Genomic DNA, 26,905 nt, shown 5'->3' with positions numbered 1-26,905 from the left:
AGATGGTACAGGTGAGAGTGCACCAGCCGGTCAACACCGACGGCAGTATCAATCTCGAAGGATGGCTGGACCATGTGGTAAGCGTCGATTCGGCACTGGATCGCGCAGCGCTTAAAGAAGCCTGTGAGTTTACCCATGAGATCGAGAAAAAGGGCAACCCGGCCAAGCATTCCTGGGCGGACGGTACGTCCAGCTTCCAGGCGGGCCTGGAAATTGCCGAAATCCTGGCAGACCTCAAGCTTGACCAGGATTCCCTGGTGGCAGCGGTCATCTACCGTTCGGTACGCGAAGGCAAGGTGACCCTGGCCGAGGTCAGCCAGCGGTTCGGCCCGGTGGTGTCCAAGCTGATCGACGGTGTATTGCGCATGGCCGCCATCAGCGCCAGCCTCAGCCCGCGCCAATCGTTGGTGCTGGGCTCGCAGGCGCAGGTCGAGAACCTGCGCAAGATGCTCGTGGCCATGGTCGACGATGTGCGTGTGGCACTGATCAAGCTGGCCGAGCGTACCTGCGCAATCCGTGCGGTAAAGGCCGCCGACGACGAAAAACGCCTGCGTGTCGCGCGTGAGGTGTTCGACATCTATGCGCCGCTGGCGCACCGCCTGGGTATTGGCCACATCAAGTGGGAGCTGGAAGACCTGTCCTTCCGCTACCTTGAACCCGACCAGTACAAGCAGATCGCCAAGCTGCTGCACGAGCGCCGGCTGGACCGCGAACGCTTCATCAGCGACGTGATGAACCAGCTGCAGAATGAGCTGCTGGCCACTGGCGTGAATGCCGACATCAGCGGCCGGGCGAAACATATTTATTCGATCTGGCGCAAGATGCAGCGCAAAGGCCTGGAATTCAGCCAGATCTACGACGTGCGTGCAGTACGCGTGCTGGTACCGGAAATTCGCGACTGCTACACCGCGCTGGGTATCGTGCACACGCTGTGGCGGCACATTCCCAAAGAGTTCGACGACTACATCGCCAACCCCAAGGAAAACGGCTACCGCTCGCTGCACACCGCAGTCATCGGCCCCGAGGGCAAGGTGCTGGAGGTGCAGATCCGCACCCACGGCATGCACGAAGAAGCCGAGCTGGGAGTTTGCGCCCACTGGCGCTACAAGGGCACCGACGTCAAGCCCAGCTCCAACCATTACGAAGAGAAGATCTCCTGGCTGCGCCAGGTGCTGGAATGGCACGAAGAGCTGGGCGACATCGGTGGCCTGGTCGAGCAGTTGCGGGTCGACATCGAGCCGGACCGGGTCTACGTGTTCACCCCTGACGGCCACGCCATCGACTTGCCCAAGGGGGCGACGCCGCTGGACTTCGCCTACCGGGTGCACACCGAGATCGGCCACAACTGCCGGGGCGCCAAGATCAACGGCCGTATCGTGCCGCTGAACTACAGCCTGCAGACCGGTGAGCAGGTGGAGATCATCACCAGCAAGCACGGCAACCCCAGCCGTGACTGGTTGAACTCCAACCTGGGCTACGTCACCACCTCGCGGGCGCGGGCCAAGATCGTGCACTGGTTCAAGCTGCAGGCGCGTGACCAGAACGTCGCCGCCGGCAAGACCTTGCTTGAGCGCGAGCTAAGCCGCCTGGGCTTGCCGCAGGTGGACTTCGAGCGCCTGGCCGAGAAGACCAACGTCAAGACCGCCGAGGACATGTTTGCCTCGCTCGGCGCGGGCGACCTGCGCCTGGCCCACCTGGTCAACGCCGCCCAGCAGTTGCTGGAGCCCGAGCGCATCGAGCAGATCGAGCTGGTGCCGCGCAAGCCTACCGGGCAGCGTACCGGCAAGCGGGGTGACATCCAGATTCAGGGGGTCGGCAACCTGCTGACGCAGATGGCCGGCTGCTGCCAGCCGCTGCCGGGCGATGCCATTGTCGGTTACATCACCCAGGGCCGCGGCGTGAGCATTCACCGTCAGGACTGTGCCTCGGTGCTGCAGCTGGCGGGCAAAGAGCCAGAGCGCATGATCCAGGTGAGTTGGGGGCCGATCCCGGTGCAGACCTACCCGGTCGACATCGTCATTCGTGCCTACGACCGCCCGGGCCTGCTGCGCGACGTATCGCAGGTGCTGCTGAACGAGAAAATCAACGTGCTGGCGGTGAACACCCGCTCGAACAAGGAAGACAACACGGCGCTGATGTCGCTGACCATCGAGATCCCGGGCCTGGACGCGCTGGGGCGTCTGCTGGGGCGGATCTCGCAGTTGCCGAACATCATCGAGACGCGGCGTAATCGCACCCCTTGAAAACCTGGATTGGGGCCGCTGTGCGGCCCATCGCCGGCAAGCCAGCTCCCACAGGTATTACACAGGGTTTGAAGCCTGCGCAGTACCTGTGGGAGCTGGCTTGCCGGCGATCGGGGGCAAAGCCCCCGCGGAGGATTAGCTGCCCATGACCTACACCCTCGAAGACCTGCTACACCTCATGGCCCGCCTGCGCGACCCGCAGCATGGCTGCCCGTGGGACCTGAAGCAGAACTACGCGAGCATCGTCCCGCACACCATCGAAGAAGCCTATGAAGTCGCCGACACCATCGAGCGCGGCGATTTCGAGCACCTGCAAGGCGAGTTGGGCGACTTGTTGTTCCAGGTGGTCTATTACAGCCAGCTGGCCCGCGAGGAGGGGCGCTTCGAGTTCGATGGCGTGGTCGACAGCATCACCCGCAAACTCATCCGTCGCCACCCGCACGTATTCCCCACCGGCGAGCTGTACGCACCCGTGGACACCCCCAGCCTGAGCGAAGCCCAGGTGAAGTCGCGCTGGGAAGAAATCAAGGCCGAAGAGCGCGCGGAAAAAAGCCAGCCCGAACAGCTGTCGCTGCTCGACGATGTGCCGTCAGCCTTGCCGGCCCTGTCGCGGGCAGCCAAACTGCAGAAGCGTGCGGCCACGGTCGGTTTCGACTGGCCAGCAGCATTGCCTGTGCTGGACAAGGTGCGCGAAGAGCTTGACGAAGTACTGCAGGCCATGGCCGACGGTGATGCCGATGCGCTCGAAGATGAGGTTGGCGACCTGCTGTTCGCCGCCGTCAATCTGGCCCGCCACCTCAAGCAAGACCCGGAAAACGCCCTGCGCCGTGCCAACCGAAAGTTCGAGCGACGTTTCCGTTTTATCGAACAGGCGTTGCGCGACAGTGGCCGCCCTATTGAAACGTGTAACCTTGACGAACTGGACGCCCTTTGGGGTGAAGCCAAACGTCAGGAAAAGAACCTGCCCAGCTGCGGCTGAGCTGTTGCATAAGTGAGTGAACATTCATGAGCCTTTCCCTTCGCGACCAATTGCTCAAAGCCGGTCTGGTCAACCAGAAACAGGTCTCGCAGACCAACAAAGCTGAAAAGAAACAGAAGCGCATGGAGCACAAAGGCCAGGTCGATGTCGACGACAGCCAACAGCGCATCGCCAAGGAAGCCATGGCCGAAAAGGTCAAGCGCGACCAGGAGCTGAACCGCCAGCAGCAGGAAAAGGCTGAGCAGAAGGCCCGTGCCGCCCAGATCAAGCAGCTGATCGAAGCCACGCGTCTGCCCAAGTTGAACACTGAAGATTATTACAACTTCGTCGATGACAAGAAGGTCAAGCGCATTGCCGTCAACGCTCTGATGCGGACCCGGTTGAGTAACGGTGCACTGGCCGTTGTGGCCCATGGCGGCGGCTATGAGGTCATTCCTCGTGAGGCGGCGGTGAAGATCCAGGAGCGCGACCCTGGCCGTATCCTGCTGCTCAACACTCATGTCGAGGAAGCGGACGAGGACGACCCGTACGCGGCTTACAAGATCCCGGACGACCTCATGTGGTAAATACGAAAAACCCCGCCTCGGCGGGGTTTTTCATTTGAAGAGTGCTCACTGCGTGGTGCGCTGGTTTTCCAGGTCTTCCAGCTCTACGCGGTACTGGTGCGCTTCGTGTTCATTGTGGAACATGCCGACCAGTTGGCCTTGTTGGTGCACGTCCCAGATCCGCACGCCAGCGGCCAGGCCTTCGTGGGACATTCTCGATTCGTCGCGTTCGGTTACTTGGACTGTCATCGGTAAACTCCACTTCTTCAGTTGGCTGCGACAGTGTGTCGCACACCTTCTTTATAGAGTTTGTTAGCAGACTAAGTAAATAAAACGGGCATGAAACAAGTTTCATGAACAGTCTTCGGTCCTGCTGGCCTGGCTTTTTGTAGGAGCCGCGCAGTCCAGGGATGAACGCATCGTCCGGGCACAAAAAAGCCCCGCACTGGGCGGGGCTTCGGGTGCAGCAGGCAATGCTGGATCAGTTGCCTTTCACCGGCTTGCCATCGACCGTGCCATCCTGCAGCACGATCACGTACTCCTTGCCATCAGTCTCGACCTGGCGCAGTTGCACCAGCAGGTAGTCCCAGTTCTTGGCGAACCACAGCTCGGTGATGCGTTTGCTCTGGCTTGGGTCGCGCACGCGCTCCACCTTCACTGCGTCGACCTGGCCGGTCTTGGTAGCGACCTTTTCAGTACCCAGCACGCGGAAGTCGTAGGTGTCGATCTCGTCACCGTCAACTACCTGGTAGGTCATGCTTTTCTTGCCGGCGGCCACGTCATGCTGCAGGGCCAGCTGGTAGGACGACTTGTCCAGCACGCCGCGGTTCAGCGGCAGGCTCACAGCGTCGCCACGGTCGCTGCCGGTGACCTTCTTGCCGGTCCAGTCGAAGTTCAGGTCGACCTTCTTGGCCTTGCCCAGGCCGCCGCGCTCGAAGTGGTACTTCTGCGGCAGCAGGGTGTCGTTTTCCAGGCGCAGGGTACTTTGCTCGGTCAGGCTGGCGATCATCATGGAAGCCTTGAAATTAAGGTCCCAGGTACCGTTGGCATTCTTGACCAGGCTGCGTTCGGCGGTACCACTCATGGGCAGCTGCTTCCAGTCGGCGGTGTAGCTGGCCGAGAAAGGCTTGAGATCAGCTGCCTGAAGGGGCAGGGCGAGCACGGCGAGAGCCAAGAGCAGGGCGCGACGCATAAATTCTCCTAGGATCGAATCAAGTGACCGCTGGCCGCCAGTGGCAGGCCATCCAGTAATGCACCCTGTTCGCCAAGGCGCAAGCGCCCTTCAGCGAACCAGCGCACCGCCAGCGGGTAGATCAGGTGTTCCTGGTGGTGGACCCGCTGGGCCAGGCTTTCGACGGTGTCGTCAGACGCCACCGGTACCACAGCCTGTACGACCAGTGGGCCGCCATCGAGTTCCTCAGTCACGAAGTGTACGCTGCAGCCATGCTCGGCGTCGCCTGCCTCCAGCGCCCGGCGATGGGTATGCAGGCCCTTGTACCTGGGCAGCAACGACGGGTGGATGTTGAGCAGGCGGCCCTGATAGTGGCGCACGAAACCGCCACTGAGGATGCGCATGAAACCGGCCAGCACCACCAGGTCCGGGGCAAAACCGTCGATGCGCGCTACCAGCGCGGCATCGAAGGCTTCACGGCCGTCGAACTGGGTGTGGTCAAGCACGACGCTGTCGATGCCGGCTGCCGCCGCGCGTTGCAGGCCGTAGGCATCGGCGCGGTTGGAAACCACCGCACGGATGCGCACCGGGCTGTCCTGGCCTTGGCAGTTGTCGATCAGGGCTTGCAGGTTGCTGCCGGAGCCCGACAGCAGTACCACTACATTGCAGGTCTTGCCTGGCATCAGTGTGCCTTGAGGTTCTGCAGTTCTACCTGGGCGGCGCCTTCGGCGGCTTCGGCGATGTGGCCGATGACCCATGGCTGCTCACCGGCGGCGCGCAGTTCGTTCAGGGCGGCTTCGACCTGATCCTGGGCGACACAGATGACCATGCCCACGCCGCAGTTCAGCACGCGGTGCATTTCATGCTCGTCGACGTTGCCTTTTTCCTGCAGGAAGTCGAACACCACCGGGCGCTGCCAGCTGGCTACGTCAACCACGGCCTGGGCGTTTTTCGGCAGAACGCGCGGGATGTTGTCCAGCAGGCCGCCACCGGTGATGTGGGCCATGGCCTTGACCGCACCGGTGTTCTTGATCAGCTGCAGCAGCGGCTTGACGTAGATGCGGGTAGGCGCCATCAGCAGGTCGGTCAGCGGCTTGCCGTCCAGCTGGGTGTTCTCGATGTCGGTGGCGGACACTTCGAGAATCTTGCGGATCAGCGAGTAGCCGTTGGAGTGCGGGCCCGAGGACGGCAGGGCGATCAGCGCGTCGCCAGTGGCAACCTTGGAGCCGTCGATGATCTCGGCCTTTTCCACCACGCCGACGCAGAAGCCAGCCAGGTCGTAGTCTTCGCCTTCGTACATGCCAGGCATTTCGGCGGTTTCACCACCGACCAGCGAGCAGCCGGCCAGTTCGCAACCGGCGCCAATGCCGGTGACCACGGTGGCGGCCACGTCAACGTTCAGTTTGCCGGTGGCGTAATAATCGAGGAAGAACAGTGGCTCGGCGCCGCAGACCACCAGGTCGTTCACGCACATGGCGACCAGGTCCTGGCCGATGCTGTCGTGCTTGTTCAGGTTCAGCGCCAGGCGCAGCTTGGTGCCGACGCCGTCGGTGCCGGAGACCAGCACTGGCTGCTTGTAGCCGGCCGGGATCTCGCAGAGGGCGCCAAAGCCGCCCAGGCCACCCATGACTTCAGGGCGTGCGGTGCGTTTTGCCACGCCCTTGATGCGTTCGACCAGTGCTTCGCCGGCGTCGATGTCTACACCGGCGTCCTTGTAGCTCAGGGAGGGTTGCTTGCTCATTGATCCAGGCCTTTAGGAGGGAGGGATTCTTAAAAACGACCATGACGGCCAAGACCGGCGGGTAAGCGGCGGCTGCCTGAAACGTCAGTGGTCTGTGAAGGCGCGCGATTTTATCAGGGTTGCCGGGCAGCGGCCATCCTCAGGCCGACGGGCAGGGCATGAAAATGGGTAAATAGGTGGGGAGTTCGCCTTGAGAGGTTCAGGGCCTGGGAGATCGAGCGCCGCCCGCGCGGCGCTTCGCGGGGCAAGCCCGCTCCCACATTCGTTGCAACGTGCCGAACCTGCCAGGCCATGGTTGCCTGCCTTGGTGCATGTCTTGAGGCAGGTGGGGCGGCAATAATGCACACCTCGAAATCCAGTCATGCCAACAAGGCTGATAACCATGGCCTCACAGGCATGGCCACGTTGCAGCAAATGTGGGAGCGGGCTTGCCCCGCGAAGCGCCGCGCGGGCGGCGCTCGATCTCCCAGGCGCTGAACCTCTCAAGGCAGACACCTGTCAGACCCCACGCATATCTCCAACAACCAATCTTTCACTCCTCGCGACTGGTTACCTTGCGCCCCCGTGTATAAGGTATAGGCATTGCGGTAAATGGACAGGATCTCCCATGCGCATCATCAACATTCTTGCAGCCGGTTGCCTGGCCCTGATAGCGGCGACTGCCCAGGCTGAAAATGTCTCCGGCCTTTACCAGGTGCGCGAACCGGTCACAGGGCAGGGCGCCGAAGCCCGCGCTGCTGCCACCGCCAAAGCCCTCGACACGCTGGTGCTGCGCCTGACCGGCGACCCAAAGGCAGTGCAGAACCCGGCGCTGGCCGAGTTGCGCAAGGACCCGCAGCAAATCATCAACCAGGTTGGCAGCGAAGCCGGCCCGCCCGAGTCGGTGCTGGTTGAGTTCGACCCGGGCAGTACCGAGCGCGCCCTGCGCAAGGCGGGCCTCGCATTGTGGGGCAGCAATCGGCCCTCGATTCTCGGCTGGTGGCTGAATGACAGCGTCGATGGCAGCAGCCTGGTCGGTGACGGCCAGGCCAGCGCCCAGCCTCTGCGTCGTGCCGCACAGCACCGAGGCCTGCCGCTGCGCCTGCCGCTGGCCGACCTGCAGGAGCAACTGGTGGCCAATGCCAAGCAGATCGAAGGCGGCGACCCGGCACCGCTGCGTGAGGCCTCCGAGCGTTACGGCGCCGACGCCTTGCTGGCGGTACATGCCCAGGAAGCCGACGGCAAGTGGCAGGGCAAGTGGCAGCTGTGGCTGGGTGACCAGCGTGAGCAAGGCACTGCCGAAGGGGCCGACCCGGCCGCTTTGGCCGACGCAGTGATGTTGGCGGTAAGCAGTCGCCTGGCGCCGCGTTATGTCGCCCGCCCGGGCGCCAGCAGCCAGATGCAGGTGCAAGTGCAGGGCATGAACCTGCAGCGCTATGCCGAACTTGCCCGTGTGCTTGAGCCCTACGGCCCGCGTCTCAAGATGGCTGAAGGCACCACCCTGACCTATGGCGTGACGGGCAACCGCGAGCAACTGCGTGCCCAGCTTGGCCTGGCCAAGTTGCAGGAACTGCCGGTGGAACAGGCGCCTGCCGTGCCTGTTACGCCTGCACCGGCCCCCGGCCAGGATCCGGCCGTAGCGCCGCAACCCGCCCCCAAGCCGTTCGACGGCCTGCGTTTTCGTTGGTAAGGAGCACTGAGATTGTCTGACACGCGTCGCTGGATCTGGCTGGGCGCTGCACTGCTCGTCGCGGTGCTTTTGTACAGCTTGCACAACATTCTCACGCCGTTCCTGATCGGCATCCTGCTGGCCTACCTGGCAGACCCGATGGTCGACTGGCTGGAGCGCCGGGGGTTGTCGCGTACCTGGGGGGTAGTGGTGGTGTTCGGCCTCTTCACTCTGCTGGTCATGGCCCTGCTGCTGGTGCTGGTGCCAATGCTGGCCAAGCAGTTGGTGCGGCTCTACGAGCTGGCACCGCAGATGCTTGACTGGTTGCAGCACGTGGCGCTGCCGTGGGTGCAGCATCGATTGGGCCTGGCCGATGGCTTCTGGAAGTTCGACAAGATAAAGGCGGCCATCAGCGAACACATGGGCCAGACCACCGACATCGTCGGGGTGGTGTTGTCGCAGGCCACGGCCTCGAGCCTGGCGCTGATGGGGTGGCTGGCCAACATGGTGTTGATCCCGGTTGTGGGGTTCTACCTGTTACGTGACTGGGACCTGATGATGGCCAAGCTGCGCAGCTTGCTGCCACGCCAGCATGAACCTCAGGTGGTAGGCCTGGCAGGCGAATGCCATGAGGTGCTGGGGGCTTTCGTGCGCGGGCAACTGATGGTGATGGTGGCCTTGGGCTTCATCTATTCGGCCGGGCTTATGCTGGTAGGGCTGGAGCTGGGCCTGTTGATAGGCATGCTCGCGGGCCTTGCGGCCATCGTCCCGTATATGGGCTTCATCATCGGCATTGGTGCGGCGCTTGTAGCCGGCCTGTTCCAGTTCGGCGGCGACCTGTACCCGATGCTGGGTATCGTTGCGGTGTTCATGGTCGGGCAGGCGCTGGAAGGCATGGTGCTGACCCCGCTGCTGGTGGGCGACCGCATCGGCCTGCACCCGGTTGCGGTGATCTTTGCCATCCTCGCCGGTGGTGAACTGTTTGGCTTCACCGGGGTGTTGTTGGCGCTGCCTGTGGCGGCGGTGATCATGGTACTGCTGCGGCATATGCATGACTTGTACAAGGAGTCGGACATGTATGCCGGGGATATCGACCCTGAGCTGTAATCCGGCGAGCTGCCCCAAAGTGGCGCAACCTGTTGATTTTGCTTGTGCTATCCATTGCCGTGATTGTGCGCCTCGCGTTGCGGGTATAGACTTTGCAGATTGTTCACCAAAGGCCCCCTGCGGTCCTGCTGACCGCCCGCGAGCATGAAACCACCGATCCAGTTGCCCCTGGGTGTGCGCCTGCGCGATGACGCCACCTTCATCAACTACTATCCGGGCGCCAATGCTGCGGCATTGGGCTACGTCGAGCGGCTATGCGAAGCCGACGCCGGCTGGACCGAGAGCCTTATCTACCTGTGGGGCAAGCAGGGTGTTGGCCGCAGTCACCTGCTGCAGGCTGCCACCCACCGTTTCCAGCAACGCGGCGAGCCCGCCGTCTACCTGCCACTGGCACAGTTGCTGGAGCGGGGCGTCGATCTGCTCGACTACCTGGCCCAGTACGAACTGGTGTGCATCGACGACCTGCACGTCATCGCCGGCAAGGCCGACTGGGAAGAGGCCATGTTCCACCTGTTCAACCGCCTGCGCGACAGCGGCCGGCGCCTGTTGCTGGCAGCCTCGGCATCGCCCCGCGAGCTGCCGATCAAACTGCCCGACCTCAAGTCGCGGTTGACCCTGGCCCTGGTGTTCCAGATGCGTGGCCTGTCTGACGAAGACAAACTCAGGGCGCTGCAACTGCGTGCTTCGCGCCGCGGCCTGCACCTTACCGACGAAGTGGGCCACTTCATCCTTACACGCGGTACGCGCAGCATGAGTGCGCTGTTCGACTTGCTCGAACGCCTCGACCAAGCCTCGCTGCAGGCACAACGCAAGCTCACCATCCCGTTCCTCAAGGAAACCCTCGGCTGGTAACCCCCTGAAAACGCTGGGCCAGAGCGGCTAAACAAAAAAGTCACATCTTTTTCGATAAAATTTGCAAATGGCCATGATAGAGGGCATAGTTTCCCCCTTCTAAAGGATTACAGACACGGTCGTGCCCATGCTAAAGCGCTTCGCACCCCTCGTGCCACTCGCACTCGTGACCCTGCTTTTTGGCTGCGCGGCCCAAGGCCCGGCTTCCCAGTCAGCTCAGCAGCTGCAGGATCACACCCCGATCGCCGCAGAGTCGGCCATCAAGGCCAAAGCCTCGTCCTCGTCGGTATTCGGCGAACCGGAAGAGCTGGCCACTGAAGACGACCTGGCGGCTTTCTCCAGCAACAGCAAGCCTTACCAGCTGCCTGTCCTGGCGGACAGTATTCTTGAGCGCGGCATGGCCTTGATCGGCACCCGCTACCGCTTCGGTGGTACCTCGGAAAAGTCCGGTTTTGACTGCAGTGGTTTCATCGGCTACCTGTTCCGCGAAGAAGCGGGCATGACCCTGCCACGCTCCACGCGTGAAATGATCAACGTCGATGCCCCGAAAGTGGCGCGCAACAAGCTCAAGCCTGGTGACCTGCTGTTCTTCAGCACCAATGGCCGCGGCCGTGTGAGCCATGCCGGCATCTACCTGGGTGACAACCAGTTCATTCACTCCAGCAGCCGCCGCAGCGGTGGCGTGCGCATCGATAGCCTCGGTGACCGCTACTGGAGCAAGACCTTTATCGAAGCCAAGCGTGCCTTGGCCATGGCGCCGACCAACATCGCGCGCAACTGATAGCTAAATGCTATATCCTGCCGCGGCGGCGATGCTTTGAAAAAAGCTCGCCGCCGTGCGCATTTACAGAAAGCGTCTAATCTAAATTCTCAACTCTTTTCGGCTGCGGCGCAGCGGTCTCAGACAGGATGTTCTGGCCATGATAAAGATGGCGCGCTTCGCATTTCTCTCCCTGGCGGCCTTGCTGGCTGCCTGCTCCAGCCGTGCGCCTGCGCCGGCCCCTGTGGTACAGCCGCAGGTCACTTACAGTCAGGCAAGCCCGTCACCGGTTGCCGATGACGTGCTGATCCGCGCCATTGGTCTGGTCGGTACGCCTTATCGCTGGGGCGGCAATACTCCGGACTCGGGCTTCGACTGCAGTGGCCTGATCAAGTACGTGTACCGTGATGCTGCCGGCATCAGCCTGCCGCGCTCGACGCGCGAGATGATCGTCATGCGTGCGCCGACAGTGGATGCCAGATCGCTGCAGTCGGGTGACCTTGTGTTCTTCGCCACCAGTGGCGGTTCGCAGGTCAGCCATGCGGGTATCTATGTGGGGGAGGGGCGTTTCGTACATGCCCCTTCCACAGGCGGCACCGTGCGCCTGGACTACCTGTCCAACAGCTACTGGGCCAAGGCCTACCTGCAGGCCAAGCGGGTGATCCCGCAAGGGCATCTGGCACAGAACCCTTAAGCCAACAGATTGCGTTGATCAAGTAGCGGGAAAGAACCGGTCAACCAGCACCGGTTCTTTTACCAGCGCCAGATAGGCTTCCCGGTCGAATGGCGCTCCCGTGCGCAGGTCATACACAGGCCCTGCGGGTTTGCCGATCTCGCTCAAGCGCACTTTCACGAAGTGATAGTCAACACCGCGGACTTCGCTCAGTTGCTCTATGCGGAAGTAATGGCCCGGGGTAAACAGGGTTTCCGCTTCTTCGGCAGCGCCTGACAGCGTGCTGATGGGCGTACCGCTGTAATACTGCTTGGCGGGTAGCTCAAATACCACAGAGCTGTCATCGAATAACCCATTGTGTCCCTCAGGGGAAATATGGTCAGTGTCGGCGGCGAATCGGCGAACGATGTAGGGGTTTTCGGTGAATGAGGTAAAGTCAGTGTTTACCAATGTGTCCCCGGCTTTCAGGCGACCGCTGCGAAAATGCGCGCCGCTTGTACCTCTTGTTCCGTGACCACCACGATAGATTGGAACCTCGTTATCTCGCGGCAAGGACTCCAGGTCGTCGGCAAGTTTGTTGATAAAGTCGGTATCATCGCTGTAACCACTGGATGGCTTCCCTTCTCGCAGTGGTCGATTGATCTGGGTGTCTTCCTCGCTGTAGGTGCGGATCAGGTGGTTGTAATATTCGCCACCCTGCTCATAGGTGTAGTGGGTTGTCTGGCCGATCTTCACACAGTCGTATTGTTCGGTGTCTGAATCGGCGATGGCGTCTGGATCAAGAGAGGGCACGAACGTGTCGTCGAGCAGTTTCTTGTTGCGCTCTTCTGCCTGGTCGGACATGGCCTCGCTGCGCGTCTCGTCGGTACGCATGTACTCATCCCAAAACTGCGATTGCTCTTCGGGAATGGCAGCGACGCCGCCTGGTGGGCTGCCTCCGGCCAGCCGGGGAGGTTGCAACAGCTCCCATTCACCTTGTGCGTTCTGGCGAACCGGGTTCAGTTCAGCAAAGGCAAACGGGTTGTCGGGTGGAACGATCAGCCAATGTCCGAGCTCATGGCTGTAGCGCACCCTGTAGGGTAGGTCATCGATCTCGATCCAGCACCCGCCATCCTCGGTAATACGGATGCCCCGCAACACGCCGCTGCCTTCGGGTTCATTGACCAGCACCCGATTGCCCTCAAGGCCACTCAACGGCTCCAGCGCTCGCTCAACGGGCTGCCATTGACCCACAGAGGCATCCAGCTCATGCAGCGGTGCACGATAAGCCAGCGAGGCAAAACTGGAGCCGAAGGCGACATCGACCATGTTCAAGGCTGCAAACAGACTGTGCAGCATTGCTGCCCGCAAGGCGGCCTTGCGGGCCTGACTGGAGCGGGCGTGCGCCGCAGTGTCGACATCGAGCGCGACCCTGGCGACCGTTGCGCCAACCAGCGCCAGGGATACCGGCCAGCCCAGCGGAGTGAACCCTGCAAACACCTTGACGAATGCAGCCAGGTACCCGCTCCACATGGCTTTGCGCAAGGCGCTGTTGTCGAGCAGTAAACCGGCATTTTCGCTCATCTCATGCTGCGCCAGTTCAGCCATGTGCAGGAACAGATCCTGGCCCACCGGGGTGCGCGAGGTTTCCATGCGTTGAAGTGCGGCGTGACTGGACGTGCTATGCGCGATGGCCAGCAACACCTGTGCAATGGCATCGCTCTGACATTGCTCCTGGATGCCGGATAACGCGCCAGCGGTGTGCAGCGAGCGCAACGCTGGGTCCTGTAACTCCCCCTGCAGCCATTGGGCCATCGCGTTGTGCGATGCGAAGCCACGCAGCGGCTGCTCTGCCCAAGGTATGTACAAAAGTACCCGCTCGCCTTGCTCGCGCAGGTTGTAGAAGCACGGCTTGCTGCCCGGAGCGAGCCGGTAAGCGCTGGCGCCGCGCATGCAGGCGTGTTTGCCCTGCGACAAAGCCTCCACAGTCAATCGCGCCGACGACGCGCCCAGTAGTGAAACCTTCAACCAGTCAAGGTCATCCGCTCTGATATGCCCGGCTGCAGCGGCACGGGTGCCTTGGCCAAGCAGGTTGACCTTGGCCAGCAGCCGAAAGCTCTCCCCCTGCTCACGCCAGAACTGTTCGACTTCGCTGTGATAGAGCGTGGCAAAGTCCAGCGACCACAAATCCTGCTGCACTTGGCGGCCGAGCATCGGTAGCTCGTTGCTTTCGTCGTAGTACCGCGCACTGCGCCCTTGCCGGTAGAAACCACCATAGAGATCAAGCTCGTCCCCGGCTTCTTGAAAATGCAGGTCGAACCGTCTGGCGATCAGCTCGGTGAGCCGCATGGATTTCAAGGGCGGGCCATTGTGCTGCCATCCGGTGAAACTGCGCGGGCTGGAACTGGCGCTGTCGAACTGGTGCCACCACACGTAGCGAGGCTCGATTGGCCGAGAGCAATGCTTGCGCAATATCAGCTTGGCTTGGCGTTGCAAGGATGCGCCGAGGTCAGGGTAAGCGCGCAGGAAGTCGTCCATCATCTTGGCCAGCGGTCTGCCAGCCTCGAGTGCCTGCAAGTTCTGCTGGAGGTGTTGCTCGAGCTCGTTCATCAGCGTCTCGCGATAGGGAATGAACGAACATTGTTGTCTCGCCGGTACACGCTTAGCGGTACATGCTTGTCACCATCACGCCTTTGACTGTGCCCATTGCGGCCCTCTGAGCCCTGCTACTCGGGAGCCTTGCTCACACGCCAGACTGTGTTGCCTACGTCGTCAGCAATCAGCACGCCATCGCGGCCGTCAGTGATTACCCCGACGGGTCGCCCCATGGCATTACCGCGCTCATCGAGAAATCCGGTGAGCAAGTCGACAGGTTTGCCCACCGGCTTGCCCGACGCACCGAACGGTACGAAGATGACTTTGTAGCCACTGTGCGGCTTGCGGTTCCATGAGCCGTGCTGGCCTACCAAAGCACCTTGAGTGAACGGCGGTGGAAGCACGCCGGGTTCGGTGAACGCCAGGCCCAGTGATGCGGTATGCGGGCCCACCGCATAGTCCGGCACCAACGCTTTGGCGACTTGTTGCGGGTCTTGCGGCTTTACCCGCGCATCCACGTGCTGGCCGTAGTAGCTATAGGGCCAGCCATAGAAACCACCGTCTTTGACTGAGGTGATGTAATCCGGCACCAGGTCGCTGCCAATTTCGTCGCGCTCATTGACCGCAGTCCACAGGGCGCCGGTACCTGGCTCCCAAGCCAACCCGTTTGGGTTGCGCAAACCAGTGGCGAACAGCCGGTGCTGGCCGCTGGCCGGGTCCACTTCCCAGATCGCTGCACGCCCTTGTTCCTTGTCCAGGCCATTTTCACCCACATTGCTATTGGACCCGACCGTGACGTAAAGCTTCTTGCCATCGGGGCTTGCGACCACGTTTTTGGTCCAGTGATGGTTAAGCGGCCCGCCCGGCAGATCGATAACCACGCGCCCTTTGTCGTTGATCTGCATGCTGCCCGGCTCATAGCGGAAACGCAGCAGCTTATCGGTGTCGGCAACGTATAGGTCGTTGCCCACCAGCGCCATGCCGAAAGGTGAGTTGAGGCCTTCGATGAAAGGCGTGCGTATTTCTGCAACCCCATCATGGTCGGCGTCACGCAGCAGGGTAATCCGGTTGGCGCTGGGTACTTGTGCGCCGGCGCGTTTCATCGCCTTTTTCATTACCCAGCCACGAATACCCTTGCCATCCTCGGGCTTGGCCGGTGCGTTTGTTTCGGCCACCAGAACGTCGCCGTTGGGCAGTAGGTATAGCCAGCGAGGGTGATCCAGGCCCTTGGCAAATGCAGCCACCTGGATACCTGCGGCTGGCTGCGGTTTGCCACCCTCCGGCCAGCCAATTGCAGGGGCAATGTTGACGGTGGGAATCAGCGTACTGTCGGGGGGCGGTAAACGCGGGTCGGGGCCGCTGCCATCCATGACCGCCAGGTGGGCAGTGTCGCCGCAACCCGCCAGGCATGCACCCAGCCAAAAAGATAAGACGATGCCTGTGCGGTTCATCTGTGCCGGCCTCTCGTGGTGGTTCCTGATTATTCAGAAACCGCAGAACCGACATAGGTTCAGTTACGGCCATGCACATATTCCCGCCTGAGTGCGTGGCGGGCTCCTGTTCGGCAGCAAAGGGGCAGCGTCGATTGACGCTCCGGGTGCAACCCTCTAACCTTCGCGCGTGTTTCAGGTGCCCTGCCAGCCCCGACTGGGCAGGGTGAAACTGGGAAGCCGGTGGGCGCCAGCATGGCGCGATTCCGGCGCTGCCCCCGCAACGGTAGGTGAGTTAGGGCCGCGCAAGGCCACTGGGTGCCAGCACCCGGGAAGGCGCGCAGGCTGGGGCCAAGGCCCGCTCACAAGCCCGGAGACCGGCCTGAAACAGTCAACGGCATCACGGAGGGTGATGCGCGGTGCACCGTGGCGCCCTGCCATGGCCCCTGCGCGTTCTCCGTCTGCCTGCCTATTACCTGTCGCCACGCGTTGCCGTGGCGCCAGCCAGCGGAGAACCCTGATGAGCGAAGCCACCGAACGCGACGAACGCCACCTGGCGCGCATGCAGCGCAAGAAGGCGGTCATCGACGAACGCATCGCCAACTCCCCCAACGAATGTGGCCTGCTGCTGGTGCTGACCGGCAATGGCAAGGGCAAGAGCAGCTCGGCCTTCGGCATGCTGGCACGCGCCCTGGGCCATGGCATGCAGTGCGGTGTAGTGCAGTTCATCAAAGGCCGCAACAGCACCGGCGAGGAGCTCTTCTTCCGCCGCTTCCCCGAGCAGGTGCGTTACCACGTGATGGGCGAGGGCTTTACCTGGGAAACCCAGGACCGCCAGCGCGATATCGCGGCCGCCGAAGCCGCCTGGGCGGTGTCGCGCCAGTTGCTGCAAGACCCGAGTGTGCAGTTTGTGGTGCTGGATGAACTGAATATCGCCCTCAAGCACGGCTACCTCGACCTGGACCAGGTGCTGTCCGACATCCAGGCTCGCCCGCCCATGCAGCACGTGATCGTCACCGGCCGTGCTGCCAAGCCTGAGATGATCGAACTGGCCGATACCGTGACCGAGATGGGCGTGCTCAAACACGCCTTCCAGGCCGGTATCCGCGCGCAGAAGGGCGTGGAACTGTGAGTCAATCGCGCCACTGCCCCGCCGTGTTGATCGCGGCACCGGCCTCTGGCCAGGGCAAGACCACCGTCACTGCTGCTCTGGCCCGCCTGCACCGCAACCTCGGGCGCAAAGTGCGGGTGTTCAAGTGTGGGCCCGACTTTCTTGACCCGATGATTCTCGAGCGGGCCAGCGGCGCGCCGGTTTACCAGCTGGACTTGTGGATGATCGGTGCCGAGGAAAGCCGCCGCCTGCTGTGGGAAGCCGCCGGCGAGGCTGACCTGATCCTGATCGAAGGGGTGATGGGGCTGTTCGACGGCACCCCGTCCAGCGCCGACCTGGCGCGCCATTTCGGCGTGCCGGTGCTGGCGGTGATCGACGGCACGGCCATGGCCCAGACCTTCGGCGCCCTGGCCCTGGGCCTGGCGCGTTACCAGGCCGACCTGCCGTTCGCCGGCGTATTGGCCAATCGGGTGGGCAGCCTGCGCCATGCGCAATTGCTCGAAGGCAGCCTGACCGAAGGCCTGCGCTGGTATGGCGGCTTGTCCCGCGAGCGCGGCATCGAGTTGCCCAGTCGTCATCTTGGGCTGGTCCAGGCCAGTGAGCTGAACGACCTGGATGCCCGGCTTGACGCCGCAGCCGAGGCGCTTGGCGCCAGCTGCGATGCCGCCATGCCACCGCCAGTGACCTTTACCGGCCCCGAGCCGCAGGCGCGTGCTGCCTCGCTGGACGGTGTACGTATTGGTGTGGCGCGGGACGAAGCGTTCGCGTTCACCTATGGCGCCAACCTTGAGCTGCTGCGCAGCCTTGGGGCGCAGCTGGAATTCTTCTCGCCGCTGCATGACCGTGAACTGCCGGCGGTGGACAGCCTGTACCTCCCGGGTGGCTATCCCGAACTGCATCACCACGCTCTGGCCGCCAATGCGCCAATGAGCGAGGCAATTCGTGCTCATCATGCTCAGGGCAAACCGTTGCTGGCGGAGTGTGGCGGCATGCTGTACCTGCTCGATGCCCTGACCGACGTGGCCGGCGAGCGTGCCGAACTGCTCGGCCTGCTGCCGGGCGAGGCGACCATGCAGAAACGCCTGGCGGCCCTGGCCTTGCAAGCGGTGGAACTGCCGGAAGGCACCCTGCGCGGTCACACCTATCACCACTCGCTGACCAGCACCGCGCTGGAGCCGATCGCCCGTGGCCTCAGCCCCAACGGCGGGCGGGGCAACGAAGCGGTGTATCGTCTGGGTCGGTTGACCGCCTCTTACGTGCACTTCTACTTCCCCTCCAACCCGGATGCGGCGGCGGCGCTGTTGCGACCATGAACGAACACGCTTACAGCGACGCCGAGCGCGCCGCGATTTACCGGGCCATCGGTGAGCGCCGTGACATGCGCCATTTCGCCGGGGGCCAGGTGGCGCCAGAGCTGCTGGCGCGCCTGCTGGCTGCCGCACACCAGGCACCCAGCGTCGGCCTGATGCAGCCCTGGCGTTTCATCCGCATCACCCAGCGTGACTTGCGCACCCGCATCCAGGCCTTGGTAGAGGCGGAGCGGCTGCGCACTGCCGAGGCATTGGGCGAGCGAGCGGATGACTTCATGAAGCTGAAGGTAGAAGGCATCAACGACTGTGCCGAGCTGCTGGTAGCGGCGTTGATGGACAACCGCGAGCCGCACATCTTCGGCCGTCGCACCCTGCCGGAGATGGACCTGGCCTCGCTGGCCTGCGCCATCCAGAACCTGTGGCTGGCAGCCCGTGGCGAAGGGCTGGGCATGGGCTGGGTGTCGCTGTTCGACCCCTTGGCGCTGGCGGCACTGCTGGGCATGCCTGAAGGGGCCAAACCGGTGGCGGTGCTGTGCCTGGGGCCGGTGACCGAATTTTACCCGGCGCCCATGCTGGTGCTGGAAAACTGGGCCGAAGAACGGCCCTTGAGTGACATGCTGTACGAAAACCAATGGGGAGAGCGCCAATGAGCGTGGCCTTGCTGACCATGGCCGGGGTGGCGCTGGATGCCTTGCTGGGCGAACCGCAGCGGCGCCACCCGCTGGTGGCCTTCGGCAATATGGCCGGTAACCTGGAGCGCCGCCTGAATGCAGGTGGACGCGGCTGGCGCAGCCACGGCGTGAGTGCCTGGTTTCTGGCGGTGGTGCCGCTGACCCTGGTGGCGCTGATCCTGTCCTGGCTGCCTTACATCGGCTGGCTGGTGGATGTGCTGGCGCTGTACTGCGCCCTGGGCTTGCGCAGCTTGGGTGAACATGTGCTGCCGGTGGCCAACGCCTTGCGCCAGGGTGACTTGCAAGAAGCGCGGCGCCGTGTCGGCTACCTGGTCAGCCGCGAAACCCGCGAGCTGGACGAGCCCGCCGTGGCCCGGGCGGCCACCGAGTCGGTGCTGGAAAATGGCAGTGACGCAGTGTTCGCCGCGCTGTTCTGGTTTGTGCTGGCCGGCGCGCCGGGTGTGGTGCTGTATCGCCTGAGCAACACCCTGGATGCCATGTGGGGGTATCGCAACGAGCGCTTCGAGCGCTTCGGCTGGTGTGCGGCGCGTATTGATGACGTGCTCAACTATATTCCCGCAAGGCTGGTGGCGCTGACCTACGCACTGCTGGGCAAAACCCGCCTGGCCCTGGCGTGCTGGCGCAAGCAGGGCCCGCTGTGGGACAGCCCCAACGCCGGGCCCGTAATGGCCGCCGGTGCCGGTGCACTCGGGGTCGAGCTGGGCGGCCCGGCTGTTTACCACGGCGAGCTGCATGAGCGGCCACGCCTGGGTGACGGGCCGATGGCTGACGCCGATGCCATCGAACGTGGCTGGAGCCTGGTGCAGCGCGGCGTGTGGCTGTGGCTGTTGTTGATCTGCCTGGGGGCTTACATCAATGCTTGAACACGGTGGCCGCCTGCTGCGTGCAGTGCAGCAATACAGTATCCCTCGCGAGCAGTGGCTCGACCTGTCCAGCGGCATTGCGCCCTGGCCATTCCCGATCCCGCCGATACCTACAGATGCCTGGGCTCGCCTGCCGGAAACTGACGACGGCCTTGAGGCGGCGGCACGCACCTATTACGGCGCCCACCAGCTGCTGCCGGTGGCCGGCTCTCAAGCGGCAATCCAGGCTTTGCCGCTGCTGCGTGCGGCCGGGCGGATAGGGGTGCTGTCGCCGTGCTATGCCGAGCACCCGTATGCCTGGCAAAGGGCGGGGCATCAACTGGTTGAGCTGGCCGAGGCGCAGGTCGATGCCACGCTCGACAGCCTCGACGTGCTGGTGCTGGTCAACCCCAACAACCCGACCGGGCAGCGCGTGCCGCGCGAGCGCCTGCTGGGCTGGCATGCACGCCTGGCTGCCCGCGGTGGCTGGCTGGTGGTCGACGAAGCGTTCATGGACAACTCCCCGGCGGATGGCGTGGTCGATTGCGCCGAGCGCCCGGGGTTGATCGTGCTACGTTCGTTCGGCAAATTCTTTGGGCTGGCCGGGGTACGCCTGGGCTTCGTCGCCGCCGAGCGCAGCCTGTTGTTGCGCCTGGCCGAGCTGCTTGGCCCGTGGACGGTCAACGGCCCAACCCGGGTGCTGGCCCAGGCCAGCCTGGCCGACAAGCCCGCCCAGCGCGTGCAGATCGAACGTTGCGCTGCCGCCAGCCAACGGTTGGCAACAGTGCTGTCCAGCACGGGCCTTGCACCCAGCGGTGGCTGTGATCTGTTCCAGTACGTGCGCAGCGAGCGCGCCGCGCAGTTGCATGGCTTTCTTGCCCGTCGCGGCATCCTGGTGCGCTTGTTCGAGCACCCACCGGCCGTGCGCCTTGGGCTGCCCGAATGCGCAGGGGACGAACAGCGCCTGGCCCAGGCCCTGGCGGACTACCAAAAGGAATCGGCATGACCACCCTCATGGTGCAAGGCACCACCTCCGACGCCGGCAAAAGCACGCTGGTGACTGCCCTGTGCCGCTGGCTGCTGCGCCAAGGCGTTGGCGTGGTGCCGTTCAAACCACAGAACATGGCGCTGAACAGCGCAGTGACTGCCGACGGCGGTGAAATTGGCCGCGCCCAGGCGGTTCAGGCGCAGGCTTGCCGGCTGCCACCCCACACCGATATGAACCCCGTGTTGCTGAAACCCAACAGCGATACCGGCGCCCAGGTGATCATCCACGGGCGTGCGGTCACCAGCATGAACGCGGTGGCTTACCACGATTACAAAGCCATCGCCATGCAGGCGGTGCTGGCTTCGCACCAGCGCCTGAGTGCCGCGTACCCGGTGGTCATGGTCGAGGGCGCGGGCTCGCCGGCAGAGATCAACTTGCGCGCCGGCGACATCGCCAACATGGGCTTTGCCGAGGCGGTGGACTGCCCGGTGATCCTGGTTGCCGACATCAACCGCGGCGGCGTGTTCGCCCACCTGGTGGGCACGCTGGAATTGCTGTCGCCCAGTGAACAGGCGCGGGTCAAAGGCTTTGTCATCAACCGCTTCCGTGGCGATATCGCCTTGTTGCAGCCGGGGCTGGACTGGCTGGAGCAACGTACCGGCAAGCCGGTGCTGGGCGTGCTGCCTTACGTCACCGACCTGCACCTTGAGGCCGAAGACGGCATCGATGTGCGCCAAGGCGCCAAAAGCGAGCGCGTGCTCAAGGTGATCGTCCCGGTATTGCCGCGCATCAGTAACCACACCGACTTCGACCCGTTGCGCCTGCACCCGCAGGTGGACCTGCAGTTCATTGGCCCTGGCCAGCCGATCCCGGCTGCCGACCTGATCATCCTGCCAGGCTCCAAAAGCGTGCGCGGTGACCTGGCACAGCTGCGCGAGCGCGGTTGGGACAAGGCCATCGAGCGGCACCTGCGCTACGGTGGCAAGTTGATCGGGATCTGCGGTGGCCTGCAGATGCTTGGCCGCGAAGTGCATGACCCGCTGGGCCTTGAAGGGGCTGCCGGTTCAAGCCCGGGGCTTGGCCTGCTCGATTACGCCACGGTGCTCGAAGCCGAGAAGCAACTGCGCAACGTTGCCGGGGCATTGAACCTTGAAGCGGTACCGGTTGCCGGCTATGAAATTCACGCTGGCGTCACCACCGGCCCTGCCCTGGAGCAGCCCGCCGTGCAGCTTGCCGATGGCCGCTGTGATGGCGCGGTCAGTGCCGATGGCCAGATTCTTGCCACCTACCTGCACGGCCTGTTCGAAGGCAGCCAGTCGTGTGCTGCGCTGCTGCGCTGGGCTGGCCTGGAGGATGTGCAGAGCATCGATTACGAAGCCTTGCGCGAACGCGACATCGAGCGCCTGGCCGACCTGGTGGAAAAACACCTGGACACCGCGCACCTGCGCCAACTGTGTGGGGTGGCCTGACATGCACAGCCTGATCCTCGGTGGCGCCCGCTCCGGCAAGAGCCGCCTGGCCGAACAACTGGCCAGCGCCAGTGGCCAGCCCGTGACCTACATCGCCACCAGCCAGCCGCTGGATGGTGAAATGAACGAACGCGTGTCGCTGCACCGCCAGCGCCGTCCCGCTGACTGGGGGCTGATCGAAGAACCGCTGGCCCTGGCCGCAGTACTGCGCGCCGAAGCGGCCGAAGGGCGTTGCTTGCTGGTGGACTGCCTGACGTTGTGGCTGACCAACCTGCTGATGCTCGAAGACGACCAACGCCTGGCCGAGGAGCGTGACGCCCTGCTGGCCTGCCTGGAGCAGTTGCCTGGCACCCTCATTCTGGTCAGCAACGAAACCGGCCTGGGCGTGGTGCCCATGGGCGAACTGACCCGCCGCTATGTCGATTTGGCCGGCTGGCTGCACCAGGCCGTGGCCGAACGCTGCCAGCGCGTGGTGCTGACTGTGGCCGGCCTGCCCTTAATGCTCAAAGGACCTGCACTATGACTCAAGCCTGGTGGCGTGACGCCTGCCAACCCCTCGATATCGCTGCCATGGACCAGGCCCGCGCCCGTCAGCAACAGCTGACCAAACCTGCCGGTTCACTCGGCCAGCTGGAAGGCCTGGCCATTCAGCTGGCGGGCCTGCAAGGGCGTGAGCGGCCAACCCTGGACCAGGTTGCCATCAGCATTTTTGCCGGTGACCACGGTGTGGTCGAAGAAGGTATCTCGGCCTACCCCCAGGCGGTGACCGGGCAGATGCTGCGCAACTTCGTCGGCGGTGGTGCGGCTATCAGCGTGTTGGCGGGCGAGCTGAAGGCCAGCCTTGAGGTGGTCGATCTGGGCACCATCGACTCTCATCTGGAACTGCCTGGTGTGCGCCATCTGCGCCTGGGTGCCGGCACGGCCAACTTCGCCCGTCAGCCAGCGATGACCGAGGCGCAGTCGCAAGCTGCCTTGCAGGCAGGCCGTGACAGTGCATTGCGCGCCGCCGAACAGGGCGCGCAGCTGTTCATCGGCGGCGAGATGGGTATTGGCAACACCACGGCCGCCGCTGCCTTGGCCAGCGTCCTCTTGGGCTGCCCGCCTGCTGAGTTGAGCGGCCCGGGCACCGGCCTGGACAACGCGGGTGTGCAGCACAAGGCCGAGGTCATCGAGCGGGCGCTGAGCCTGCACGGCCTGCAGGCCGCAGACCCATTGCAGGCACTGGGTTGTGTTGGCGGCTTTGAGATCGCTGCCTTGGCCGGCGCCTACATCGGCTGCGCACAGGCAGGGGTCGCAGTGCTGGTGGACGGCTTCATTTGCAGTGTTGCCGCCCTGGCGGCGGTGCGCCTCAATCCGCAGTGCCGGGCATGGTTGCTGTTTGCCCATCAAGGCGCGGAGCCTGGGCACAAGGCTTTGCTGGAGGCATTGCAGGCAGAGCCGCTATTGGCGCTGGGCCTGCGCCTGGGTGAGGGCAGTGGCGCTGCGCTGGCCGTGCCGCTGTTGCGCCTGGCCTGTGCGCTGCACGGGCAGATGGCGACCTTTGCCGAAGCCGCTGTGGCGGACCGCCCGGCATGATCCTCGACCTGCTGCGCCACGGCGAAACAGAACAGGGCGGCCTGCGCGGCAGCCTCGATGATGCCCTCACTGACAAGGGCTGGGCGCAGATGCGCAGCGCCGTGGCCGAAGCCGGCCCGTGGCAGGTGCTGATCAGTTCGCCGTTGCAGCGTTGTGCGCGGTTTGCCGACGAACTGGGTGGGCGGCTTGGTTTGCCCGTGCAGCGTGAAGCAGGTTTGCAAGAGCTGCATTTCGGCGACTGGGAAGGCCGTAGCGCGGCGCAGATCATGGAAGACCAGGCGGATGCACTGGGGCGCTTCTGGGCGGACCCCTACGGCTACACCCCGCCCAATGGCGAACCGGTGCAGGCATTTGCCGAGCGGGTGCTGACCGCTGTCGAGGGTTTGAGCCGCCAGCATGCCGGCAAGCGGGTGCTGCTGGTCACCCATGGCGGTGTGATGCGATTGTTGCTGGCCCGGGCACGTGGCTTGCCGAAGGAGCAGCTCTTGCAGGTTGAAGTCGGGCATGGGGCGCTGGTGCGGCTGGTGATGGGGGACGACGGTCAACTGGCCGAGGATCACTGAAATGTTACCGTTCTGGATTGCCTTGCAGTTTCTCAGCAGCTTGCCGGTGAGCCTGCCGGGCATGCCGGCACCGCGCGAGCTGGGGCGTTCGCTGCTGTTCTACCCGCTGGTCGGGCTGTTGTTCGGGTTGCTGCTGTGGCTGGCCAGCGCCCTGCTGCAAGGTACGCCGGCGCCGTTGCATGCTGCTTTGCTGCTGACGTTGTGGGTAGTGCTCAGTGGCGCCTTGCACCTGGATGGCCTGGCCGACAGCGCTGATGCGTGGCTAGGCGGCTTCGGTGATCGGGAGCGTACCCTGCAGATCATGAAAGACCCGCGTAGCGGGCCGATTGCCGTTGTCACTCTGGTGCTGGTGCTGCTGCTCAAGTTCTGTGCCCTGTGGGTACTGGTAGAGCAGGGCATCGGCGTGCAGTTGCTGTTGGCTCCCCTGATCGGGCGGGCGGCCATGTTGGGCCTGTTCCTCTGTACACCTTATGTGCGGCCCGGCGGGTTGGGCCAAGCTCTAGCCGAGCATTTGCCCCGGCGCACAGCCGGTTGGGTGCTGCTGGGCAGTGCGTTTTTCTGTCTGGTCTTGGGTGGATGGGGCGTGGCGCTGGCGCTGGCGGTGTTTGCCTGGTTGCGGCATCTGATGTGCCGGCGCCTTGGTGGGACCACCGGTGATACCGCTGGTGCGTTGCTGGAGTTGCTGGAACTAAGCGTCGTGCTTGGATTGGCGCTTGGCCTTTGATGTCAGTCCAAATCCCAAAGCATGCGCGCATTCTGTGGCGCAGCCGTGAAACCTCTTGCAACACTCATGACGCGGGTATATACACGTATCCATGCTGACCAGTGAATGCATCTGCACCCATTTGCGTCGTGCCGCCCGTGGGGTGAGCCGGCATTACGACGAAGCCCTTGCCGGCTTCGGGGTCAATGTCGCGCAGTTTTCCCTGCTAAGGCACCTGCAACGGCTCGACCGCCCCAGTATCACCACCCTGGCCGAGGCCATGGGCCTGGAGCGCAGTACCTTGGGCCGCAACCTGCGGGTGCTGGAGGCCCAAGGGCTGGTGGTACTGGCCGATGGCAACGACCAGCGCAACCGCGTGGTGCTGTTGACCGAGGCCGGTACAAAACTGCTGCGTGCGGCGCATCCGGCCTGGGAACAAGCGCAGGTTGAGCTGGTGGAGCGATTGGGTGAAGGGCAGCGCGATGAGCTGGTGCGTTTGCTGGGCCAGCTGGCCTGAATTGATACGACTATAAGCGGGTATATACCCGCAAAAACCTTGCGATGTGCTGGAGATAACGACAATGACTTCGGTGTGGCGAACCAGCGGGTGGGTATTGGTGGGGGCGGCTTTGATCCTTGCGCTGTCCTTGGGTGTGCGGCACGGCTTTGGCCTGTTTCTGGCACCGATGAGCGCCGATTTTGGCTGGGGGCGTGAGGTGTTCGCCTTTGCCATTGCCTTGCAGAACCTGATCTGGGGGCTGGCGCAACCGTTCGCCGGTGCCTTGGCCGACCGTATGGGGGCGGCACGGGTGGTGATCATTGGCGGCATTCTTTACGCCGTCGGCTTGATCTTCATGGGCATGGCAGACTCTGCCTGGTCGTTGTCGCTCAGTGCCGGCTTGCTGATCGGCATCGGCCTGTCCGGCACGTCGTTTTCGGTCATCCTCGGTGTGGTCGGGCGTGCGGTGCCGGCAGAGAAGCGCAGCATGGCCATGGGCATTGCCAGCGCCGCCGGTTCGTTTGGCCAGTTCGCCATGCTGCCGGGCACCCTTGGCCTGATCCAGTGGCTGGGTTGGTCGGCCGCGTTGCTGGTGCTGGGGCTGATGGTGGCGTTTATCGTGCCCTTCGTCGGCCTACTGCGCGACCGCCCGCTGCCCAGTCATGGCGCCGACCAGACCTTGGGGCAGGCACTGCGCGAGGCGTGTTCGCATTCCGGTTTCTGGTTGCTGGCACTGGGCTTTTTCGTGTGTGGTTTCCAGGTAGTGTTCATTGGCGTGCATCTGCCGGCCTATCTGGTTGACCAGCACCTGGCTGCGAGCACCGGTACCACGGTGCTGGCGTTGGTCGGCCTGTTCAATATCGTGGGCACTTTCACGGCTGGCTGGCTGGGTGGTCGCATGTCCAAGCCGCGCCTGCTGACCGGGTTGTACCTGCTGCGTGCGGTGGTGATCGTGCTGTTCATCTGGGCGCCGGTGAGCGAGTTCAGCGCCTACCTGTTCGGCATCGCCATGGGCCTGTTGTGGTTGTCCACGGTGCCGCTGACCAATGGCACCGTGGCTACGCTGTTCGGGGTGCGTAACCTGTCGATGCTCGGCGGTATCGTTTTCCTGTTCCACCAGTTGGGTGCCTTCCTGGGTGGCTGGTTGGGCGGGGTGGTCTATGACCGCACCGGCAGCTACGACCTGGTCTGGCAGATTTCCATCCTGCTCAGCCTGTTGGCTGCCGCGCTGAACTGGCCGGTGCGCGAACGCCCGGTCGCCCGCCTGCAGGCCCAGGCCGCATGAACCGCTACCTGACTCGCGGGTTGCTGGCCCTTGGCGCGCTGGTGCTGCTGGCGCTGGCGTGGTGGGGCTGGCACAAGGGCGGGATGGCGTTGATGCAACTGGGCATGGGTGTTTGTTAGGCGCTACCCTGCAAGCTCAAGGATTG

Annotated in this window: 27 protein-coding genes and 1 riboswitch; of the genes, 21 read left to right on the top strand and 6 right to left on the bottom strand. The window is 63.6% G+C overall.

Translation table 11 applies throughout. From position 1 onward, the window contains the following. The first annotated feature begins 2 nt into the window (after positions 1-2). From relA to P0Y58_23920, 3 genes are all read left to right on the top strand, one after another. Positions 3-2,243, top strand: coding sequence for a GTP diphosphokinase (gene relA / locus P0Y58_23930; GenBank protein WEK29900.1), 2,241 nt, complete (start codon positions 3-5; stop codon positions 2,241-2,243). A gap of 145 nt (positions 2,244-2,388) precedes the next feature. After that, positions 2,389-3,222: a nucleoside triphosphate pyrophosphohydrolase gene (gene mazG, locus P0Y58_23925; protein WEK29899.1), complete on the top strand. Its 834-nt coding sequence runs from the start codon at positions 2,389-2,391 to the stop codon at positions 3,220-3,222. 26 nt (positions 3,223-3,248) lie between these two features. Next, the gene (locus P0Y58_23920) at positions 3,249-3,788 is read left to right on the top strand and encodes a DUF2058 domain-containing protein (GenBank protein WEK29898.1); all 540 of its coding nucleotides are present in this window, start codon (positions 3,249-3,251) and stop codon (positions 3,786-3,788) included. 45 nt (positions 3,789-3,833) lie between these two features. Here the strand turns inward: P0Y58_23920 and P0Y58_23915 are convergent, their stop codons facing one another. The 4 genes from P0Y58_23915 to purM all read right to left on the bottom strand — a co-directional run bounded on the left by P0Y58_23915 (position 3,834) and on the right by purM (position 6,679). Beyond that, positions 3,834-4,016, bottom strand: a complete 183-nt coding sequence (locus P0Y58_23915; GenBank protein WEK29897.1) for a hypothetical protein — start codon at positions 4,014-4,016, stop codon at positions 3,834-3,836. 232 nt (positions 4,017-4,248) lie between these two features. Continuing rightward, entirely contained in the window at positions 4,249-4,959 is a 711-nt protein-coding gene (locus P0Y58_23910; protein WEK29896.1) for a DUF3108 domain-containing protein, read from the bottom strand. 8 nt (positions 4,960-4,967) lie between these two features. Further along, positions 4,968-5,621 carry a phosphoribosylglycinamide formyltransferase gene (gene purN / locus P0Y58_23905; GenBank protein ID WEK29895.1) on the bottom strand — a complete coding sequence of 218 codons (654 nt, stop codon included), beginning with the start codon at positions 5,619-5,621 and terminating at the stop codon, positions 4,968-4,970. Beyond that, the gene (gene purM / locus P0Y58_23900) at positions 5,621-6,679 is read right to left on the bottom strand and encodes a phosphoribosylformylglycinamidine cyclo-ligase (GenBank protein ID WEK29894.1); all 1,059 of its coding nucleotides are present in this window, start codon (positions 6,677-6,679) and stop codon (positions 5,621-5,623) included. Before purM ends, purN begins: the two co-directional genes overlap by 1 nt. A 607-nt stretch (positions 6,680-7,286) precedes the next feature. Here purM and P0Y58_23895 point away from each other — a divergent pair. The 5 genes from P0Y58_23895 to P0Y58_23875 all read left to right on the top strand — a co-directional run bounded on the left by P0Y58_23895 (position 7,287) and on the right by P0Y58_23875 (position 11,740). Next, on the top strand, positions 7,287-8,348 hold the full coding sequence (locus P0Y58_23895; protein ID WEK29893.1) for a DUF2066 domain-containing protein: 1,062 nt from the start codon (positions 7,287-7,289) through the stop codon (positions 8,346-8,348). A gap of 12 nt (positions 8,349-8,360) precedes the next feature. Further along, positions 8,361-9,434 carry an AI-2E family transporter gene (locus P0Y58_23890; protein ID WEK29892.1) on the top strand — a complete coding sequence of 358 codons (1,074 nt, stop codon included), beginning with the start codon at positions 8,361-8,363 and terminating at the stop codon, positions 9,432-9,434. Between the two features lie 144 nt (positions 9,435-9,578). Further along, on the top strand, positions 9,579-10,286 hold the full coding sequence (gene hda, locus P0Y58_23885) for a DnaA regulatory inactivator Hda (protein WEK29891.1): 708 nt from the start codon (positions 9,579-9,581) through the stop codon (positions 10,284-10,286). Between the two features lie 127 nt (positions 10,287-10,413). Continuing rightward, on the top strand, positions 10,414-11,067 hold the full coding sequence (locus P0Y58_23880) for an NlpC/P60 family protein (GenBank protein WEK29890.1): 654 nt from the start codon (positions 10,414-10,416) through the stop codon (positions 11,065-11,067). 139 nt (positions 11,068-11,206) lie between these two features. Continuing rightward, on the top strand, positions 11,207-11,740 hold the full coding sequence (locus P0Y58_23875; protein WEK29889.1) for a C40 family peptidase: 534 nt from the start codon (positions 11,207-11,209) through the stop codon (positions 11,738-11,740). Positions 11,741-11,758: 18 nt separating this feature from the next. Here the strand turns inward: P0Y58_23875 and P0Y58_23870 are convergent, their stop codons facing one another. Together P0Y58_23870 and P0Y58_23865 are read right to left on the bottom strand one after the other, a co-directional pair. Next, positions 11,759-14,308, bottom strand: a complete 2,550-nt coding sequence (locus P0Y58_23870) for a hypothetical protein (protein ID WEK29888.1) — start codon at positions 14,306-14,308, stop codon at positions 11,759-11,761. A 116-nt stretch (positions 14,309-14,424) separates the two neighbouring features. After that, positions 14,425-15,744, bottom strand: coding sequence for a sorbosone dehydrogenase family protein (locus P0Y58_23865; GenBank protein WEK29887.1), 1,320 nt, complete (start codon positions 15,742-15,744; stop codon positions 14,425-14,427). 159 nt (positions 15,745-15,903) lie between these two features. Continuing rightward, a riboswitch (cobalamin riboswitch) is annotated at positions 15,904-16,124 on the top strand. Between the two features lie 119 nt (positions 16,125-16,243). On the opposite strand from P0Y58_23865, the gene cobO reads away from it, so the two are divergent. The 13 genes from cobO (at position 16,244) to P0Y58_23800 (ending at position 26,879) form a co-directional block, all read left to right on the top strand. Next, positions 16,244-16,855, top strand: coding sequence for a cob(I)yrinic acid a,c-diamide adenosyltransferase (gene cobO / locus P0Y58_23860; protein WEK29886.1), 612 nt, complete (start codon positions 16,244-16,246; stop codon positions 16,853-16,855). Then, positions 16,852-18,147, top strand: a complete 1,296-nt coding sequence (locus P0Y58_23855) for a cobyrinate a,c-diamide synthase (protein ID WEK29885.1) — start codon at positions 16,852-16,854, stop codon at positions 18,145-18,147. The genes cobO and P0Y58_23855 overlap by 4 nt, the downstream gene beginning before the upstream one ends. Beyond that, positions 18,144-18,794, top strand: coding sequence for a 5,6-dimethylbenzimidazole synthase (bluB, locus tag P0Y58_23850; protein ID WEK29884.1), 651 nt, complete (start codon positions 18,144-18,146; stop codon positions 18,792-18,794). Before P0Y58_23855 ends, bluB begins: the two co-directional genes overlap by 4 nt. Beyond that, positions 18,791-19,699 carry an adenosylcobinamide-phosphate synthase CbiB gene (gene cbiB, locus P0Y58_23845; GenBank protein ID WEK29883.1) on the top strand — a complete coding sequence of 303 codons (909 nt, stop codon included), beginning with the start codon at positions 18,791-18,793 and terminating at the stop codon, positions 19,697-19,699. Before bluB ends, cbiB begins: the two co-directional genes overlap by 4 nt. Next, on the top strand, positions 19,692-20,684 hold the full coding sequence (cobD, locus tag P0Y58_23840) for a threonine-phosphate decarboxylase CobD (GenBank protein WEK29882.1): 993 nt from the start codon (positions 19,692-19,694) through the stop codon (positions 20,682-20,684). Before cbiB ends, cobD begins: the two co-directional genes overlap by 8 nt. Beyond that, positions 20,681-22,135, top strand: coding sequence for a cobyric acid synthase (locus P0Y58_23835; protein ID WEK29881.1), 1,455 nt, complete (start codon positions 20,681-20,683; stop codon positions 22,133-22,135). Before cobD ends, P0Y58_23835 begins: the two co-directional genes overlap by 4 nt. Before the next feature lies 1 nt (position 22,136). Further along, entirely contained in the window at positions 22,137-22,658 is a 522-nt protein-coding gene (gene cobU / locus P0Y58_23830; protein ID WEK29880.1) for a bifunctional adenosylcobinamide kinase/adenosylcobinamide-phosphate guanylyltransferase, read from the top strand. Beyond that, positions 22,655-23,710, top strand: a complete 1,056-nt coding sequence (gene cobT, locus P0Y58_23825) for a nicotinate-nucleotide--dimethylbenzimidazole phosphoribosyltransferase (GenBank protein ID WEK29879.1) — start codon at positions 22,655-22,657, stop codon at positions 23,708-23,710. Before cobU ends, cobT begins: the two co-directional genes overlap by 4 nt. Beyond that, positions 23,707-24,273: an alpha-ribazole phosphatase family protein gene (locus tag P0Y58_23820; protein WEK29878.1), complete on the top strand. Its 567-nt coding sequence runs from the start codon at positions 23,707-23,709 to the stop codon at positions 24,271-24,273. The genes cobT and P0Y58_23820 overlap by 4 nt, the downstream gene beginning before the upstream one ends. A gap of 1 nt (position 24,274) precedes the next feature. After that, positions 24,275-24,997, top strand: a complete 723-nt coding sequence (locus tag P0Y58_23815; protein WEK29877.1) for an adenosylcobinamide-GDP ribazoletransferase — start codon at positions 24,275-24,277, stop codon at positions 24,995-24,997. Positions 24,998-25,088: 91 nt separating this feature from the next. Then, complete coding sequence (locus tag P0Y58_23810) at positions 25,089-25,493, top strand: MarR family winged helix-turn-helix transcriptional regulator (GenBank protein ID WEK29876.1); 405 nt, start codon at positions 25,089-25,091, stop codon at positions 25,491-25,493. A 73-nt stretch (positions 25,494-25,566) separates the two neighbouring features. Next, positions 25,567-26,760, top strand: a complete 1,194-nt coding sequence (locus P0Y58_23805) for an MFS transporter (GenBank protein ID WEK33389.1) — start codon at positions 25,567-25,569, stop codon at positions 26,758-26,760. Next, entirely contained in the window at positions 26,757-26,879 is a 123-nt protein-coding gene (locus P0Y58_23800) for a hypothetical protein (protein ID WEK29875.1), read from the top strand. Before P0Y58_23805 ends, P0Y58_23800 begins: the two co-directional genes overlap by 4 nt. Positions 26,880-26,905 lie beyond the last annotated feature (26 nt).

The sequence above is a fragment of the Candidatus Pseudomonas phytovorans genome (assembly GCA_029202525.1).
Lineage (GTDB): Bacteria > Pseudomonadota > Gammaproteobacteria > Pseudomonadales > Pseudomonadaceae > Aquipseudomonas > Aquipseudomonas phytovorans.
This window is presented reverse-complemented; position numbering and strand designations above follow the sequence as displayed.